Origin of the sequence: Shouchella rhizosphaerae (assembly GCF_900142675.1) — a bacterium.
In the GTDB taxonomy this organism is placed as follows: Bacteria; Bacillota; Bacilli; order Bacillales; family Bacillaceae_D; genus Shouchella; species Shouchella rhizosphaerae.
The window spans coordinates 58,289-74,130 of record NZ_FRBS01000002.1 but is presented as its reverse complement, the minus strand read 5'-3'; the positions used below and the strand labels follow the sequence as shown (position 1 = coordinate 74,130).

Genomic DNA, 15,842 nt, shown 5'->3' with positions numbered 1-15,842 from the left:
TTTCCGTTGGCAGTTGATTGGATGGACAACAAACATTTATGGAGGGCTAAACATGAACGAAATAGTAAGAAACTCGGTTAAAACGTTAATAAAGGAAACATTTGAAGGACCGGAAGCAAAAGGAAGTTGGTTCACAGAGGCTGAACCGAATTCGGGAATTTTCGGTGTACTGGAAGGGATGTCGAGCGACCTAGCTTCCCGATCCGTTTATGGAACAACATTGGCTGCACACACGGACCACATTCGCTACTATCTATGGGGAACCAATGAAACGTTAAAAAAAGGAAAACAACCAGAAATGGATTGGGGCAAGAGTTGGACCATTCATTCAGTAGATGAACAGCAGTGGAATCATATTCAAGCAGGATTGCGAAATGAATACGTAACTCTTTTGCAATTGGTGGACGATGCCGAATGGAATGAACGAAAGGCCAATGAAATGGTAGCTTCCCTCGCCCATTCCGCCTATCATCTAGGAGCGATTCGGCAAATGTTAAAAGTAGTTAATGGGTAGAACGAAGGTTTGGTATTACCTAGTTATCGGTACACCAAGAAAAAGAGCCCGCCCAGTTATTAGGCAGGCTTTCCTGTTACGCGCTTTGTTTGTTTTCCCATTCGGAAATATCTTCTTCAATCGGGAGGTTTTCGCTCCGGCGTTTATGGGCTGCTTTAAAAAATAAAACAGTCAAAAGGACGGTAAAGCCTACGCCGATGATAACGGATGCTTGCATTGGCAAGTTAAAGCCGATTGGCGCATTGACGATATAGGTCGCTGCCGTCACACTCATAAACCAGGCTGGAAAAATCGCAATCCAGTAATTTCGGCGGGCAATGTATAAGAACATGGCGCCGATCCAAAGGGCGATGACGGCGGTCGATTGGTTCGCCCAGTTAAAGTACTGCCACAGCATTGTGAAGTCTACTGTCGTTAAAATGATAGACGTAATGAACAATGGCGCGGCAATCCAAATGCGGTTCATCACTTTCTTTTGCGGCACGTTGATATAATCGGCAATAATCATTCGCGCACTCCGAAAAGCGGTATCGCCAGATGTAATCGGCAAAATAATGACGCCGAGAATCGCTAGTGTGCCAACAATTGGGCCTAGCATCATTGTAGAAATTTCAGACACAATGCCGCCTGTGCCTATCGTGGAGATTAATTCGTTAAGCGTGACAGGGCCATCAAATAAACTCATTGCTGCCGCTGCCCAAATCATCGCTATCATGCCCTCTGCAATCATCATCCCATAAAAAATGTTGCGCCCTTGGCTTTCATTTTGTGTCGTCCGCGAAATGATTGGCGATTGCGTGGCGTGGAAACCAGATAGCGCCCCACAAGAAATCGTCAAGAACAACAGCGGAAAAATTGCCGCTCCCTCGGGATGGGTATTGGCAAGGGACAATTCTGGAATCGGCGCTTGGTTCCAAACAAGGGCCAAGCCAATTCCTACCGTGCTAAACAGCAGCAAGGCACCGATATAAGGATAAATGCTGCCAATGATTTTATTGATCGGCAGGATCGTTGCCAATAGAAAATAGAAAAAGATGAGGACAACAAAGACAACAACTGGCACAGAACCATTGACCAGATCATAAAGCAAGTCAGCTGGCGAGGCGACAAAGACGGTACCGACGAGCAGCAAAAGCAAGATCGAGAATGCGTTGACCACGTGTTTCATCGCTTTCCCTAGAAACTTTCCCGCTAGCTCAGGCAAGTGGGCGCCGCCATTTCGAATCGAAATCATCCCTGTCAAATAGTCATGGACTGCACCTGCAAAAATACAGCCGAGTACGATCCAGATGAAGGCGACAGGCCCGTAAAGCGCACCCATAATCGGCCCAAAAATCGGCCCTACCCCAGCAATGCTAATCAACTGAATCAATGCGTTTTTCTTTTTGCCCATCGGCAAATAGTCGACGCCATCGTGTTTCGTATAGGCAGGCGTCGTCCTTTCCGCCTTTGGCTGGAACACTTTTTCGACAAATCTTCCGTAAGTGAAATACCCAATTATTAATAGTGCAAGCGCTCCCAAAAATGTATACATGCAATCGTCCTCCTTTTCGGACTACCGTGAATGCGGTTTCACAAGCTGAGTGTACAAAAAAAGCGCGTGTTTGTGTAAAATCCGGCATAAGGCGCCAAAAAGAGGGCCTAACATGCAAAAAAATAGAGCCAAGATGCAGCTTGGCCCTAAAGTTCGATTTGCGAACGAAGGGGTTTCACGTAGTTGCGGCTTACTGGAATATGGTCGTCAATGCCTTTTAGCTTTAATTGGTAAGCCCCATTGAACCAGGCGTTCATTTCTGTAATACAGGCAGTGTTTACTAAATAGCTTTTGTGGACTCGAAAAAACGAATAGGGAGCCAACCGCGTCTCCAGTTCTTTTAACGTCAGCCGTGTTTCGTAGGCGCCTGTAGCTGTGATGACTTTGGTGCTTTTCTCATCACGGTATGCGTATGCGATCGACTCTGGTTCCAAAAAGTGAATCGCCTCGTCCCCCTCGACGGCTAGTTTTGCAGGTGGCTTTGTTCGTTCCCGTTCTGCTGTGAGCGCCAGCATATCTTCCACTTGGGCAATTGTTTCGGCAAGCCGTGTTTCATCAATGGGCTTGATTAAATAGCCTTTTGCCTGTAGCTGAAAGGCTTCTACGGCAAACTGCGGGTAGGCTGTCGCAAATACAATGAATGGCGGTTGCTTCATTTGTTTGGCGATTGCTGCAATTTCTGTTCCATCCATTTCCGGCATTTCAATATCTAAAAACAAAAGGTCCGGTTGCAAGTCCATCATTTTTGCTGCTGTTTCGTGGCCAGACGCCGCTTCGCCTACCACTTCAATTTGTGGAAAAAAACCAAGCAAATACAGCAATTCCTCACGGCTATACTTTTCATCGTCAGCGACCAACGTGCGAATCGGTTTGTTCTTCATGTTCATGGTGCTCCCTGTCCTTTCTAGCCAATTTTGGAATTCGGAAACGGACGAGTGTTCCCCGACCAGGCTGGGCTGAAAATGCCAATGACGCTTCAGGGCCATACATCATTTGCAATCGTTTATTGCTGTTGTAGAGGCCAATGCCTGTACCGCTGTCTGTGGCAGGAAGTTCATTTCCTAGTTTTTTCAGTTTGTCAGGATCAAACCCTGCCCCGTTATCTTGAACAGAAAGAACGACATCTTCCCCTTGTTCTTGCACAGAAATGATTAGCACACAATCAGAGCGTTTATTTTTAAAACCATGCTTCATCGCGTTCTCAACGAGTGGCTGCAACGTTAGCGGCGGAATCGATACATGCAAAAACCGCTCATCAATCTTATACTGGACAGTTAGCCGGCCTTCAAAGCGGACTTCTTCAATCGATAAATAAGCCTTTATATGGTGGAGCTCTTCTGCAAGAGAATGAAGCTTTGTCGTCGTCGCCGAGACATTTTGCCGTAAAAATTGCGCTAACGAATGGAGCATCGTCCTTGCTTTCATTGGCTCGATCCGAATCAAGGAAATGACTGTATTTAACGTATTAAATAAAAAATGGGGGCTGATTTGCGCTTGTAGCGCATTGATTTCTGCTTCTTTGGCAAGTTGATACGCCCGGTCGGCTTCAGCCAACTCTAGCTGGCTGCTAAGCAAATTGGTTAAACCAGAAAGCATTTCCGTCTCTAATTCCGTAATTTCTTTTTTTGAATGAAAATAAAATTTAAGTGTGCCTACCACTTCAGCCCGGATAATTAAAGGGGCGATGACGGCTGCGCCAAGTGGGCAATTCGGCTCTTTGCAGTGGATTTCATCATCGCCAGCAATAATCATTTGCTTTTTTGCGATCACTTCAGCCGTTAATTTCGTTTGAATGCTCATGTTGGTTTTATGGTGGTCAGCCGCAACGCCAATATGGGCAAGAATCATATCCTGATTTGTCATTGCAATCGCACAGGCATTCAGTTCTTTATATAAAATGTCGCATACTTCCTTAGCAGAATGGCTTGATAGCCCATGCTTAAAATGGGCCAGTGTTTGTTCGGCAATGCGCAAGCTCTTTTGCGCTTGCAAAGCGCCTGCTTTCTGTGCTTCTTTTGTCACGCTTTGGATAATGAGCAAAAAGAGCGTACAGCCAATCCCATTGGCCACAATCATTGGCAACCCGATCGTTTGCACAAGGGAAATCGCAGCAGCCGTCGGATTTGCAAGCAAAGCAATTAAACCCATTTGCACGGTTTCCGCCAATGCACCGAGAAGAAAGATAGACAGCGGCCGGTTAACCGCATTCGGATTTTTCGATCGGTAAAAAGCAGCAAATAAGCCGGCGATAATCGTAGCGATCCCACATGAGAAGGCCGTGAAGCCGCCAAGCAACATCCGATGGACGCCTGCAATTAAACCGGCGCTAAGACCGACTTTATAGCCGCCAAACAGTCCGGCTAACACAACGCCAATCACCCTGAAGTTCGCAATCGCGGCATCTTCTTGAATGCCAAATGTGATCCGCTGTAGCACAAGCGATTCTGCTTGAAAAGTGACGCCAGAGTAAGTGCCAATAATGCCGAATGCGCCAAAAAACAAAATCGCCGTCCATGTCTGCTTACGCGTTAACCGAGTCGATTTAACCATGACACGGAAAAAGCGCATCCTCGTCGCAATAAATGCAAGCATGACAATGAGGCCAAGGCGCTCTAGCATTAAAAGCAATAGTTCAAACATAACGTCCCCTCATTTCAACATGAGCTTTTCCTATCTTAACGTAGCCCGAAACGAAGCGCAAAACAGGACAGGAACAGAGCTCTTCCGATCGAGCTGTATATATTAAACGAAATCGTTTCTACACAGCCGGCAGGCTTCGCCCCGCCGACAAGTAAGCGGTGCTACGTTTGGCTCGCTTTCCGAAGCCCCCCTAAGCCATGGTTTGTAAATTGGTAAATTAATACGGCCATCTCTGCTGGGCTTTCTTTTTTGCCGCCAACTAACCAGCTTTCAATTGCGTCAATTGCCCCGCTCACAATCATTAACGGGATATAAGGAGAGAGCTTTCCTCGCAATTTGTACTGGTCGATCCACTTTTCTAATATGTGCGTTTTTGCGAGCTCCATAATTCGCTTTTTAAAGGTGACATCGCCGTGCCCACTTAACAGCACTTGGCAAATATCGCTTCGGTCGGCGATATACTCCATAATCTTTTCTGTCATATGCAAAGCTTCTTCTTCTTTGCCACAATGATACTCGTTCAAATGATGGTTCATATCGAGCATCACTTCTTCACTGATTGTCGCAAGCAAGTCATACGGGTCGGCATAGTGGCTGTAAAATGTCGATCGGTTAATATCAGCAAGCTCGCATAGCTCTTTGACTGTCACAGAGGAAATTGGTTTTTCTTTCAACAAATCAACCAAGCTTTCTTTCAAAACCATTTTTGTATATTTCTTTCTTCGGTCGATCTTCTCAGACATCTTCTTCCCACCTTTTTTGCGTTAGCCAACAAACAAGGGAAATCTGTTGGATTCACAACAGATTATAACCGACTGTGTGTTGTTTGCCCAACACTGTGTCGTTATAATATGAAATGCATTGAAACGATTGTCAACAAAAGAGGTGATACGCGCTTGTTCGTCGATACCATCATAAAGCATAAAAAAGGCATTATCCTTTTATTTGCCATCACTGCCCTTTTCGCAGCGGTAGCTCAATTTTTTGTATCGACCAACTACAATATGGTTGATTACTTGCCAGATGATGCTCCTTCCACTGAAGGCTTGGCGTTAATGGAGGAAGAGTTTCGCTCAGCAATGCCGAATACAAACGTGCTCATTCATGACGTCTCCATTCAAGAAGCGATTCGTTATAAAGAGCAACTAGCAAGCATTGATGGCGTGAGCGACGTATCGTGGCTCGATGACGTGTTTGATATTCGGATTCCTCTCGAAATGGCGGACACAAGCTTAATTGAAACATATTACAAAGACCGTGACGCCTTGTTTTCGGTAACAATTGACAGCGGTGCCGAAGTAGCGGCGACAGATGCGATTTATTCATTGATTGGCGAAGAAAACGCCGTTACAGGGGAAGCGGTTAACACAGCTACGTCCCAGAAAATGACTGGTTCCGAGACGCTCTATGCTGCAGCGTTGCTCGTTCCAATTATTATCATTATTTTGGTGTTATCGACCAAGTCATGGGTCGAGCCATTGTTTTTCCTAACGGCGATCGGCGTTTCCGTCCTCATCAATTTAGGAACGAACATTTTTTTAGGGGAAGTTTCATTCGTGACACAAGCAGTGGCGCCTATTTTACAGCTCGCTGTTTCCCTTGATTATGCCATATTCCTTTTACATACCTTTTCAGACGAGCTGGACCAACATCAATCGCCGAAAGAAGCGATGGCAAAAGCGATGCGCAAATCGTTTCCGGTTATCTTTGTCAGTGCCTTAACGACATTTTTTGGATTCATGTCGCTCATGCTAATGGACTTTGGAATTGGCGTCGATTTAGGGTTTAACCTCGTCAAAGGAATTGTGTTCAGCTTTATATCAGTCGTCGTGTTTTTGCCTGCGTTGACGCTGACTTGTTACAAATGGATCGAAAAAACGACGCATCGAAGCTTGGTGCCGAGCTTCAAAGGCAGCGGGGCCAAGCTGCTTAAGCTGCGGATTCCCACTCTCGTCCTTGTCCTCCTGCTGCTCGTTCCAAGTTTTTTGGCGCAAAGCAGCACCACCTTTCTTTATGGGCTTGGGGACTTGCCTGAACAGACACGCGCTGGCGCCGATGCGAAACAAGTCGAGGAAACGTTCGGGCAATCAACGCCGATTGTCTTGCTCGTCCCTAATGACGACATCGCTAAAGAAGAAAAGCTTGTCCAAGAGTTGGAACAGATTCCCTCTGTCGAGTCCGTGCTTGCCTATGCCAACATGGTCGGGGCAGCGATCCCTTCTGATTTTCTCGATGATGAATTGACGAGCGATTTCCATTCGGAAAACTACAGCCGCATTACCGTCTATACATCTGCCGGCGTCGAGGGGGATCTCCCATTTGCGCTCGTGGAACAGATACGTGAAATCGCGCAAAACTATTACGGCGATGCGTTTTATACATTAGGGGAAAGCGCGACGCTGTATGATATGAAACAAACAATCAGCAAAGACAACCAGCTCGTTAACATCGTGACGATCACCACGATTGCCGTTGTTCTTATGTTTATGTTCCGGTCGATTTCGATACCGATTATATTGTTGCTCACCATTCAGGCGGCTGTCTGGCTCAACCTGTCGGTGCCTTATTTTACAAACGAGCCACTCGTGTTTGTCGGCTATTTGATCGTCAGTACCGTCCAGTTAGCCGCAACGATCGATTATGCGATTTTGCTGATGGAAACGTATAAACATCACCGCCAGATGATGCCGTCCTTTGCAGCAATGAAGCGGGCGCTTGATGAAAAATTGTTTCCAATTGCTGTTTCTGCGGCGATTTTATCAAGTGTTGGGTTCATTTTATGGTTTACGTCAAGCAATCCCACTGTCTCATCGATTGGATTATTGCTCGGCAGGGGGGCTGCCCTCGCCTTCCTATTGGTCATATTATTCCTTCCGGCGTTCCTTTTGATCGCCGACCGCTTGATCGAGAAAACAACGCATCGGGCCAACTTTTACAAGGAGGAGGACTCATTATGACGTTACGAAAAATGGCAACTGCGTGTACGATCGCTGTACTCTGCATCCCTTCGATTTCTTTTCAAGCAGAGGCAAACGGACACGGGGAAGTGGCTGCCAAAGACGAAGTCGTTTACGCCAACTTGCTTGCTAACGGCTCCTTAAAGGACATTTATGTAGTAAATGGCTTTGATGTCGCTACGGAAGGAGACATCAGCGATTTTGGCGCTTACGAACAAGTCATTAACTTAACCGACTTGTCCCCAATTGAGCAATCCGAGGATGGCTGGCAAGTAACTGCTCCTGCAGGCATGTTTTATTACCAAGGCAATTTGCCAGCCGACACGGAGCTGCCTTGGACATTTGACATTTCCTACTCATTGGACGGCCAATCCATCAACCCGCAAGAGTTGATCGGGGAAAGCGGATTGGTTGAAATCGCCATCGAGGTCAAACAGAACGAAAAAGCGGACACGACCTTTTTTGAGAATTATTTGCTGCAACTGTCCGTGCCCCTGCAAAGCGATGTGTTTCACAACATAGAAGCGCCAGACGCCACGATTGCCAATGTAGGCAAAGACAAACAAGCAGCTTTTACAGTCATGCCTGAAGAAAGCGCCTCCTTCCACCTCTCTGCTGATGTCGAGCAATTTGAGTTTACTGGCATCGAAATATCGGCATTGCCCGCTTCTATGGCAGTCGAAGCCCCTGACACAGGGGAACTAGAAGAGGAAATGGGCACGTTGACTGGCGCGATTGGCGAGCTGGCAACAGGGATGGGCGAAATCAAGAAAGGGATGGATGAACTTGCAGTTGGCCTCAGCCAATTGGAGGACGGTTCAAGCGATTACCAAGCGGGCAGCGAAGAATTAGCCCTTTCTGGCGACGAGCTTGTCCAAGCTTCGAGCGAGATTGAAGCCGGTTTATATGAACTGAGCAGCTCTTTAAGCGAAGCAAGCGCGCCAGAAGCAGATGTTGCATTAGATGACACGTTATTTGCCGCCTTTGACGAACTGTCAGCAGGCATGAGTGAAGCTGCGGCCGGTTTAGAAGAGCTAAGCACCCATTACGGCGAAGCCTATGGCGCCTTGAAAGCAGCGGTGGAGTCCATCCCTGAGAGCGATTTAACAGAAGAAGACATCCAAACGCTGTACGAAGGCAACCCTAACTCAGACACACTCGCCCAATTAGTTGCTTACTATCAAGCGGGGCAAGAAATAAAAGGCACCTATGCAGCTGTAAAAGAAGGCCTTGACGCCGTCCAGCCTGTTTTAGAAGAAAGCAAAGCGGGCTTAGAGGACATCGCTGCTGGAATCGATGAGCTCGCCAGCTCGCTCCAGGAAGCGTTGGGGACGATTGACATCGGCGAAGGCTTTGCCCAATTAAGTGAAGGCATCGACGAAGTAGCCAGCCAATATAGCCAGTTTCACGAAGGGTTGGCCGACTATACCGGCGGCGTTTCCCAATTAAACGACTCGTATGCCCACATTCACGAGGGCATTGGCGAAACGGCAGAAGGGTCGACTGAGTTGTCATCTGGCATGGAGGACATCCACAATGGCGCAAAAGAGCTAGAGGAAGCAACAGCAGACGTGCCAGAACAAATGCAAGCCGAAATTGATGACATGCTTTCCCAGTATGACAAATCCGATTTCGAACCGGTTTCCTTCGTCTCGCCAGAAAACAACGACGTCATTGAAAACGTCCAATTCGTCTTTCAAACAGAGCGCCTAACATTGCCGGAGGAAACGCAAACGGAAGAAGACAACACCGAAGAAAACGTGAGCTTATGGCAACGCTTTTTGCAGCTGTTTGGCTTAGGGGACTAAAAGACAACGAACACCGGCCAGCCTTATGTACAAAAGGGCTGGCCGGTGTTTCTTTGTTCACTATTTAAACGAAATGGCAAGCAACGAAATGCCCTTGCTCTGCTTCCCTAAAAGCGGGCACTTCCTTCTGACAACGATCTTTTGCGAGAGGGCACCTCGTATGAAATTTGCACCCAGTTGGCGGTGATGCTGGATTTGGGATGTCGCCTTTTAAAAGAATTCTCTCTTTTTTGTGTGTAGGGTCAGGGACAGGCAAAGCCGATAACAATGCCTTTGTGTATGGATGCAATGGGTTTTCGTATAACCGGTCTCTGTCGGCTAGCTCCATCATTGTCCCTAAGTAGAGCACACCAATACGCGCACATAAATGTTCGACAACGCTTAAATCATGGGAGATGAATAAAAAGGCCAACTTTTTCTTTTCTTGAAGCTCATTAAACAAATTAATGATTTGTGCTTGAATCGATACGTCTAATGCTGAAACTGGTTCATCGGCTACAATAAAATCAGGCTCCATAATGACTGCACGGGCGATGCCAATCCGCTGGCGTTGCCCGCCACTAAATTCATGTGGAAATTTATTCACATGGTAAGACGGCAGCCCACAAAGCTCCATCGTTTCCAATACTTTTTGCCTGACCGTTTTTTTCGTCGCGAGGCCGTGGTCCAATAACGGTTCTGCTAAAGCATCGCCAATCCGTAAACGGGGATTTAACGAACTGAATGGATCTTGAAACACAAACTGAATACGGGGCCTTACCTTTCTCATTTCTGCTTTGCTTAAACGATGGAGATTTTTTCCCCGATAAACGACTTCCCCTGCAGATAACGGCTGCAAGTTAAGAATCGATTTCCCAATGGTGCTCTTGCCGCTCCCTGATTCACCGACTAAACCAAACGTTTCCCCTTCATGTATGACGAAACTAACATCATCGACAGCTTTTACGAGCTCTGATTGGCGATTAAAAAAAGAAGCTTTTGTCTCATAGTACTTTTTTAAATGATTCACTTCCATGACGACTGGTTTGTTTGTCATTGCGCCACCTTCTCGTATAACCAGCAAGCTACGCGATGGCCTTCCTCATCGCCATCATTAATGAGGGAAGGTGCTTGATCGAGGCATATGTCCATGCAATGACTGCAACGATCAGCAAAGTAGCAAGACGGTTTCAAATCAATTAAAGGCGGAACTTGCCCTGGGATGGTATAAAGTTTCTTTTTCCTTTGCCCGATGACAGGCTTTGCTTGGAGCAACCCTTTCGTATAAGGGTGCTTCGGGTTAAAGAAAATCTCGTGCACCGATCCTTGTTCGATGATTTTACCTGCATACATCACAACGACATAGTCAGCAACTTCCGCGACAACCCCTAAATCGTGAGTAATTAACAACATCGACATCCCTTGACTGTCTTTCAGTTGTTTTAACAATTCAAGAATTTGCGCTTGGATCGTAACATCGAGTGCCGTCGTTGGTTCATCGGCAATCAGCATTTTTGGCTCACAAGCGAGGGCAATCGCAATCATGATTCGTTGCAGCATGCCGCCGCTCATTTGATGTGGATACGATTTTAACACTTGCTCTTCTCGCCCAATCCCGACTCGCTTAATGAGTTCAAGTGCCTTCATCCTCGCTTGTTTCTTTGAGATCGGTTTATGTTCTAATAAAACTTCAATCATTTGTTCACCAATCGTCAAGACAGGATTTAACGAAGTCATCGGTTCTTGGAAGATCATGGCCAATTCGTTGCCACGCAACCGCCTCATCTCGCCCTTAGACAACGTTGTTAATTCATTTCCAGCTAACTCCATCCTCCCTGTTACAGAGGCTTGCCCTTGCAGCAATCCCATAATCGACATCGCTGTCACACTCTTCCCACAGCCTGATTCACCTACAAGGCAAACCGTTTCTCCTTGCTTTACTGAAAAACTTATATCATCAACGGCTTTTACACTGCCTTCGTCTGTTTGAAAACACGTGCGCAAATTGCTTACTTGCAGTATTGGCTTACCCATATCGCTCACCTGCTTTTCATATTAGGATCAATCGCATCACGAAGCCCGTCGCCTAGGAGGTTTACAGCTATGACTGTGATGAAAATAGCTAACCCAGGAGGAACCCAAAGCCAAGGCCTGTTTGTAAAATCGATTAGCGTATTCGCTGTGTTAATCATGTTCCCCCATGAAGCCGTAGGTGGAACTACACCTAAACCGAAAAAACTAAGCACAGATTCACTCAAGATCGCTCCGCCTACACTTAACGTCGCCGTTACGATTAATAAAGGCACTACATTCGGCAGCAAGTGGTTAAACACTTTCCGTCTGTCTCTTAAACCTAGCGCGTCTGTCGCTTGCATGAATTCCCGTTCCCTTAAGCTGAGTACTTGGCTTCGCACGAGACGTGCCAAGCCTGGCCAATTTACGAGGCTTAACATGACCATGACGATATAGAGCCGTTGTTCCGCCGGCACACGCCACTCCGACATCACAGCCGCCATAATAAACAACAACGGCAAGCCAGGCAATGTCATTAACACATCGGCTAGTCTCATAATGATTTGATCGACAATCCCTCTGTAATAACCAGCCAAAATCCCGAGAATACCGCCAATCGTCACAGCCAGTGCCATGGCGCCAAGCCCGACTGTCAGCGAAATGCGCCCAGCCAACATTAAACGCGTCAGCACATCGCGGCCTAAATGGTCCGTTCCTACCCAATGAGAAAGGCTAGGGGCCTGATGAATCGCCTGCGTATTCGTCCCAACTGTCGTATAAGGAGAAAAAAACGGGCCGACAAAGCTAAATAAAAAAACAATGATTAGGACTATTAAGCCAAACAACGCCATTTTCTTCTTAATAAAGCGCCTGCCCACTTCTTTCCATAGCGACGACCTCTGGCCCCTGCCTGTAGGAAAAGGAGTCGCTGAGCGAATATTTGGTTGCTGTTCCATGCTGTCCTCCTTCCTACTTAACACGGACGCGGGGATCGGCGACTCCATAAAGCAAATCGGCGATTAAATTGCTAATCACCGTCAGGACAGCGATAAACATCGTAAATCCCATTAAGAGCGGATAATCCCTGACGGAAAAAGCTTGCATGTAAATCGCCCCTATCCCTGGCCAGTTGAAAATTTGTTCTGTAATAATGGCGCCGCTAAAAAGCGCTGGCAACTCAAACGCAAACAATGTGATCGCAGGAAGCAACGCATTTCTTAATGCATGTTTGTAAACAACCACTTTTTCTCTTAACCCTTTCGCACGGGCTGTACGAATGAAATCCTGCTTAATCACCTCTAGCATATTGGTGCGAAAGTACCGCGTTAACCCGCCAATTCCAAGCATCGTGAGCACAAGAACCGGCAATATCATATGTTCTAATACGTCTTTCATATAAGCAAATCCACTGTACTCAACACCGGATGTTGTCATCCCACCGGCAGGAAACCAGCCAAAGTCAACTGCGAAAATTTTGATCACAATCAAGCCGAGAAAAAAGGACGGCGTGGCCATCGCCGCAAAGACAAGAACAGTAACGGCCGCATCATAGAAAGAGTACTGTTTGGTCGCAGAAACAACGCCAACCATTAAAGCGATGCCCCATGTAAGAATGAGCGACGCCCCGGCGACGATAAAAGAGCTCCATATGTAATGGCCAAGCACCTCACTGACAGGGCGCTGGAATTGAAGCGAATAGCCTAGATCCCCTTTCAACAGGTTTCCAATCCACACAAAATAACGAACGATTGTCGGTTGGTCAAACCCATACAGCGCATATAACTCTGCTTTTCGTTCAGCAGTTAAATTTGGATCGGAGTCAATAAAATTGCCAGGGATCATCGAGTATAAAAAAAAGATCAAAATCGATGCCCCAATCAACGTTGGGATTAAGTACAATAGCCGTTTGATAAAATAATTCCCCAATGCCACCCCTCCTTGTCAGAAACGTTAAAAAGAGGGGGATAGACACCCCTCTTTTTAAGGTGTGTCCACCACCCGCAAGTTTTCTAAACTTAAGCTAATGCCTCGAAACCCATTCGGTTCAAATCCTTCTACACGTGCATTGGTTGCCGCAAGCGATTTGTTGTAATTGAGAAGAATGATTGGCGGATCTTCTTTTAACTTTTCATAAAGCTCATGGTAGGCTTCCGCCCTAGCATCAAGATCACTTACAGCTACGGAGGCTTCAATTAAACGATCGACTTCCTCATTTTTGTACCCTTTAAATGTATTGCCAGTATGGCTTGAATGAAAGGCTTGCACGCCGATATGCGGGTCTGGCTGCATCGTGGTCGAGAAAGACACGAGATCATGATCGCCGTTGTCGACACGTGCCAGCAACGCATTAAAATCCATTTGTTCAATTTGAAAATCGACACCAATGTCTTTATAGTTTTCTTGCGCGAGCGTTACAAAAATATCATTGCTGCCACTGCCATCCGTTGTAAAGAAGTAGACGGTTAACTTCTGCCCGTCTTTTTCTCTAATGCCGTCAGGCCCTTCCTTCCATCCAGCCTCGTCTAGAAGCCGCTTCGCTTCTTCAGGGTCATATGGAAACGCCTCGATTTCGTCTGTATAGGCCCACGAAATAGGCGACACGGGGACATTGGCTAGCTGTGCGTATCCTTGAAACCGAGCGTCAATGTACGCTTGCCGATCTAGCCCCAAATTAAAAGCAATCCGAACATTCGGATCTTTAAACACCTCGGACTCATGGTTAAAGGCGATATAACTGTAATTCGACGAAGTATACAGATCAATATTGGCAAACTCCATTGACTCCAGCAGTTCAAAATTATCTTTCGTAGCGACAAAACCGCTGTAATCCAATTCCCCAGTTTGGAAAAACTGTTGCGAATCCCCTTCCGTCGTTCGGTACACAAATGTATCGACCTCTGGCTTGCCATTATAATAATGCTCATTGGCCGAGAACCGAATCTCTTCTCCAGGATGGTACGCCTCAAATTTAAAAGGGCCTGCCCCAAGTGGCTTTAAATGATAGTCACTCATATAATCCAAGTCGCCTTTTTCGTATTTCTCTCCGTAATAGTTTTCACTAAGCACAGTGCCGCCAAGCAGAGTCAACGCTCGCGCATTTGGTTCTTCTAGCTGAAATTCAATCGTTTGATCGTCAATTACATGAATGCCCGCAATGCTGTCAGCATCGCCTTCCTTATAATCGAGGCCGCCAACCAAGTTGGTTTCTGTCAAATCTGTCGTTCCTGGATAATCCGGATCAAACAAAAGCGTTACCGTAAAAGCTACATCATTGGCAGTAAGAGGAGAGCCGTCATCAAATTTCAGGTCATCCCGTAAATAATATGTATACGTTAATTCATCTTCCGAGATGTCCCAATCCTCTGCAAGCCGCCCGAATGGCTCCCCCTTTTCATTTATGTCAACAAGGGGCGGAAACATGACAGCTTGCACATTTCCATCATAGCCACTTGTATTAAAATGAGGCGTAAAGATGCCTCCAGGCTCCTGTAAACCAACAACAACCGTATTCCCTCGATTGCTTGCTAATGCAGGTGAGGAGGATGGATCAGCCGCTTTTACCTTTACATCTTCTACAACCGTTGGTTCCTCTTCGTTTTCGCCGTTCTCCTCTACAGAACGGGTTGAATCATCCGCGCCCATCTCCGTATTGCAAGCGCCTAACAATGCCACTGTAAGAAAACCAGGGTAGAGCCATTTTTGTCTTAAAACCAATCTAACTCCTCCTTCACAACTCCATTCATTTTTTACAACATAAACTAAGACTTATTAAACCATATAATTCATATAAGTCAACCCAACTTTATAAGAATTACTCCTCCTTATCCCCCTTACTAATAAAAAGAAAATTCAATTAAATTTTCATGCACCCTTCTTCTCACCGTGTAAACACGAACGATCACCTTGTAAAACCGAGATAGGAATCCCCCTTAAAACTATGTTTATGCCGATGGAGAAGAGGATAGGACCATTTCCTTTAGAGAATGGCGTGATAATCATTGAAGGAGGACGCTTGCTAAAACGACTAAGCGGCCAAAGGAGAAGATCGGTTTAAGCCGTTCTACATAAACAAAAACAGCGGCGTTATTCCAAACGGTTCTTTAATATGGTACGGTAAAATTGTTAGCCACTATGGAATGTTTACTGAAACGAGGAGATCAACATGATTGCGCTCTATATCATTATTGGATTGATTTGTTTAATTGGTTTAATTGTATCGTTATTCGCTATGAAATCGACCGATTCTTCCTACAGCAGCGAAAAAAGCTTAAAAACCTTTACATGGCTCTATTTTTTAATAGTGCCGATTTCCGTCATTGTCGTCGTGATTATTGCTTTTGTTATTTAGACGATAAATGAAACCGCGCTCAAGCAAAACATCCTATGTATCGCCTATT

The 15,842-nt window shown here is 46.1% G+C and carries 13 protein-coding genes; 4 read left to right on the top strand and 9 right to left on the bottom strand.

Annotation, left to right across the window (positions count from 1 at the left end):
- Positions 1-52 precede the first annotated feature (52 nt).
- The gene (locus tag BUC05_RS06445; protein WP_011248889.1) at positions 53-514 is read left to right on the top strand and encodes a hypothetical protein; all 462 of its coding nucleotides are present in this window, start codon (positions 53-55) and stop codon (positions 512-514) included.
- A gap of 76 nt (positions 515-590) precedes the next feature.
- On the opposite strand, the gene BUC05_RS06440 is transcribed toward BUC05_RS06445, so the two are convergent.
- From BUC05_RS06440 to BUC05_RS06425, 4 genes are all read right to left on the bottom strand, one after another.
- Positions 591-2,048, bottom strand: coding sequence for a carbon starvation CstA family protein (locus BUC05_RS06440; RefSeq protein WP_011248890.1), 1,458 nt, complete (start codon positions 2,046-2,048; stop codon positions 591-593).
- Positions 2,049-2,194: 146 nt separating this feature from the next.
- Positions 2,195-2,929 carry a LytR/AlgR family response regulator transcription factor gene (locus BUC05_RS06435; RefSeq protein WP_035205736.1) on the bottom strand — a complete coding sequence of 245 codons (735 nt, stop codon included), beginning with the start codon at positions 2,927-2,929 and terminating at the stop codon, positions 2,195-2,197.
- Complete coding sequence (locus tag BUC05_RS06430; protein WP_073304366.1) at positions 2,895-4,688, bottom strand: sensor histidine kinase; 1,794 nt, start codon at positions 4,686-4,688, stop codon at positions 2,895-2,897. Before BUC05_RS06430 ends, BUC05_RS06435 begins: the two co-directional genes overlap by 35 nt.
- A 161-nt stretch (positions 4,689-4,849) precedes the next feature.
- Positions 4,850-5,431 carry a TetR/AcrR family transcriptional regulator gene (locus BUC05_RS06425; protein ID WP_011248893.1) on the bottom strand — a complete coding sequence of 194 codons (582 nt, stop codon included), beginning with the start codon at positions 5,429-5,431 and terminating at the stop codon, positions 4,850-4,852.
- A 108-nt stretch (positions 5,432-5,539) separates the two neighbouring features.
- Here BUC05_RS06425 and BUC05_RS06420 point away from each other — a divergent pair, with 108 nt between their 5' ends.
- Complete coding sequence (locus BUC05_RS06420) at positions 5,540-7,645, top strand: efflux RND transporter permease subunit (RefSeq protein WP_050749008.1); 2,106 nt, start codon at positions 5,540-5,542, stop codon at positions 7,643-7,645.
- Positions 7,642-9,453 (top strand): hypothetical protein, encoded by a 1,812-nt coding sequence (locus tag BUC05_RS06415; RefSeq protein WP_011248895.1) that lies wholly within the window; start codon positions 7,642-7,644, stop codon positions 9,451-9,453. Before BUC05_RS06420 ends, BUC05_RS06415 begins: the two co-directional genes overlap by 4 nt.
- 64 nt (positions 9,454-9,517) lie before the next feature.
- Here the strand turns inward: BUC05_RS06415 and BUC05_RS06410 are convergent, their stop codons facing one another.
- Genes BUC05_RS06410 through BUC05_RS06390 form a run of 5 tightly spaced genes read right to left on the bottom strand, consistent with a single transcriptional unit; the run spans position 9,518 to position 15,087 of the window.
- On the bottom strand, positions 9,518-10,489 hold the full coding sequence (locus BUC05_RS06410) for an ABC transporter ATP-binding protein (protein WP_011248896.1): 972 nt from the start codon (positions 10,487-10,489) through the stop codon (positions 9,518-9,520).
- The gene (locus BUC05_RS06405; RefSeq protein ID WP_011248897.1) at positions 10,486-11,466 is read right to left on the bottom strand and encodes an ABC transporter ATP-binding protein; all 981 of its coding nucleotides are present in this window, start codon (positions 11,464-11,466) and stop codon (positions 10,486-10,488) included. Before BUC05_RS06405 ends, BUC05_RS06410 begins: the two co-directional genes overlap by 4 nt.
- A 5-nt stretch (positions 11,467-11,471) precedes the next feature.
- Entirely contained in the window at positions 11,472-12,401 is a 930-nt protein-coding gene (opp4C, locus tag BUC05_RS06400; RefSeq protein ID WP_011248898.1) for an oligopeptide ABC transporter permease, read from the bottom strand.
- A gap of 13 nt (positions 12,402-12,414) precedes the next feature.
- Positions 12,415-13,371, bottom strand: a complete 957-nt coding sequence (locus BUC05_RS06395) for an ABC transporter permease (protein WP_011248899.1) — start codon at positions 13,369-13,371, stop codon at positions 12,415-12,417.
- 54 nt (positions 13,372-13,425) lie between these two features.
- Positions 13,426-15,087, bottom strand: coding sequence for an ABC transporter substrate-binding protein (locus tag BUC05_RS06390; protein ID WP_011248900.1), 1,662 nt, complete (start codon positions 15,085-15,087; stop codon positions 13,426-13,428).
- A gap of 520 nt (positions 15,088-15,607) precedes the next feature.
- Here BUC05_RS06390 and BUC05_RS06385 point away from each other — a divergent pair.
- Positions 15,608-15,793, top strand: a complete 186-nt coding sequence (locus tag BUC05_RS06385) for a hypothetical protein (protein ID WP_035205729.1) — start codon at positions 15,608-15,610, stop codon at positions 15,791-15,793.
- Positions 15,794-15,842: the final 49 nt, after the last annotated feature.

Coding starts and splice junctions, on each gene's coding strand:
- BUC05_RS06430 (WP_073304366.1), bottom strand. CDS start 4,688: ATGTTTGAACTATTGCTTTTAATGCTAGAGCGCCTTGGCCTCATTGTC.
- BUC05_RS06415 (WP_011248895.1), top strand. CDS start 7,642: ATGACGTTACGAAAAATGGCAACTGCGTGTACGATCGCTGTACTCTGC.
- BUC05_RS06410 (WP_011248896.1), bottom strand. CDS start 10,489: ATGACAAACAAACCAGTCGTCATGGAAGTGAATCATTTAAAAAAGTAC.
- BUC05_RS06390 (WP_011248900.1), bottom strand. CDS start 15,087: ATGGGCGCGGATGATTCAACCCGTTCTGTAGAGGAGAACGGCGAAAAC.
- BUC05_RS06435 (WP_035205736.1), bottom strand. CDS start 2,929: ATGAAGAACAAACCGATTCGCACGTTGGTCGCTGACGATGAAAAGTAT.
- BUC05_RS06445 (WP_011248889.1), top strand. CDS start 53: ATGAACGAAATAGTAAGAAACTCGGTTAAAACGTTAATAAAGGAAACA.
- BUC05_RS06385 (WP_035205729.1), top strand. CDS start 15,608: ATGATTGCGCTCTATATCATTATTGGATTGATTTGTTTAATTGGTTTA.
- BUC05_RS06425 (WP_011248893.1), bottom strand. CDS start 5,431: ATGTCTGAGAAGATCGACCGAAGAAAGAAATATACAAAAATGGTTTTG.
- BUC05_RS06420 (WP_050749008.1), top strand. CDS start 5,540: ATGAAATGCATTGAAACGATTGTCAACAAAAGAGGTGATACGCGCTTG.
- BUC05_RS06405 (WP_011248897.1), bottom strand. CDS start 11,466: ATGGGTAAGCCAATACTGCAAGTAAGCAATTTGCGCACGTGTTTTCAA.
- BUC05_RS06440 (WP_011248890.1), bottom strand. CDS start 2,048: ATGTATACATTTTTGGGAGCGCTTGCACTATTAATAATTGGGTATTTC.
- opp4C (WP_011248898.1), bottom strand. CDS start 12,401: ATGGAACAGCAACCAAATATTCGCTCAGCGACTCCTTTTCCTACAGGC.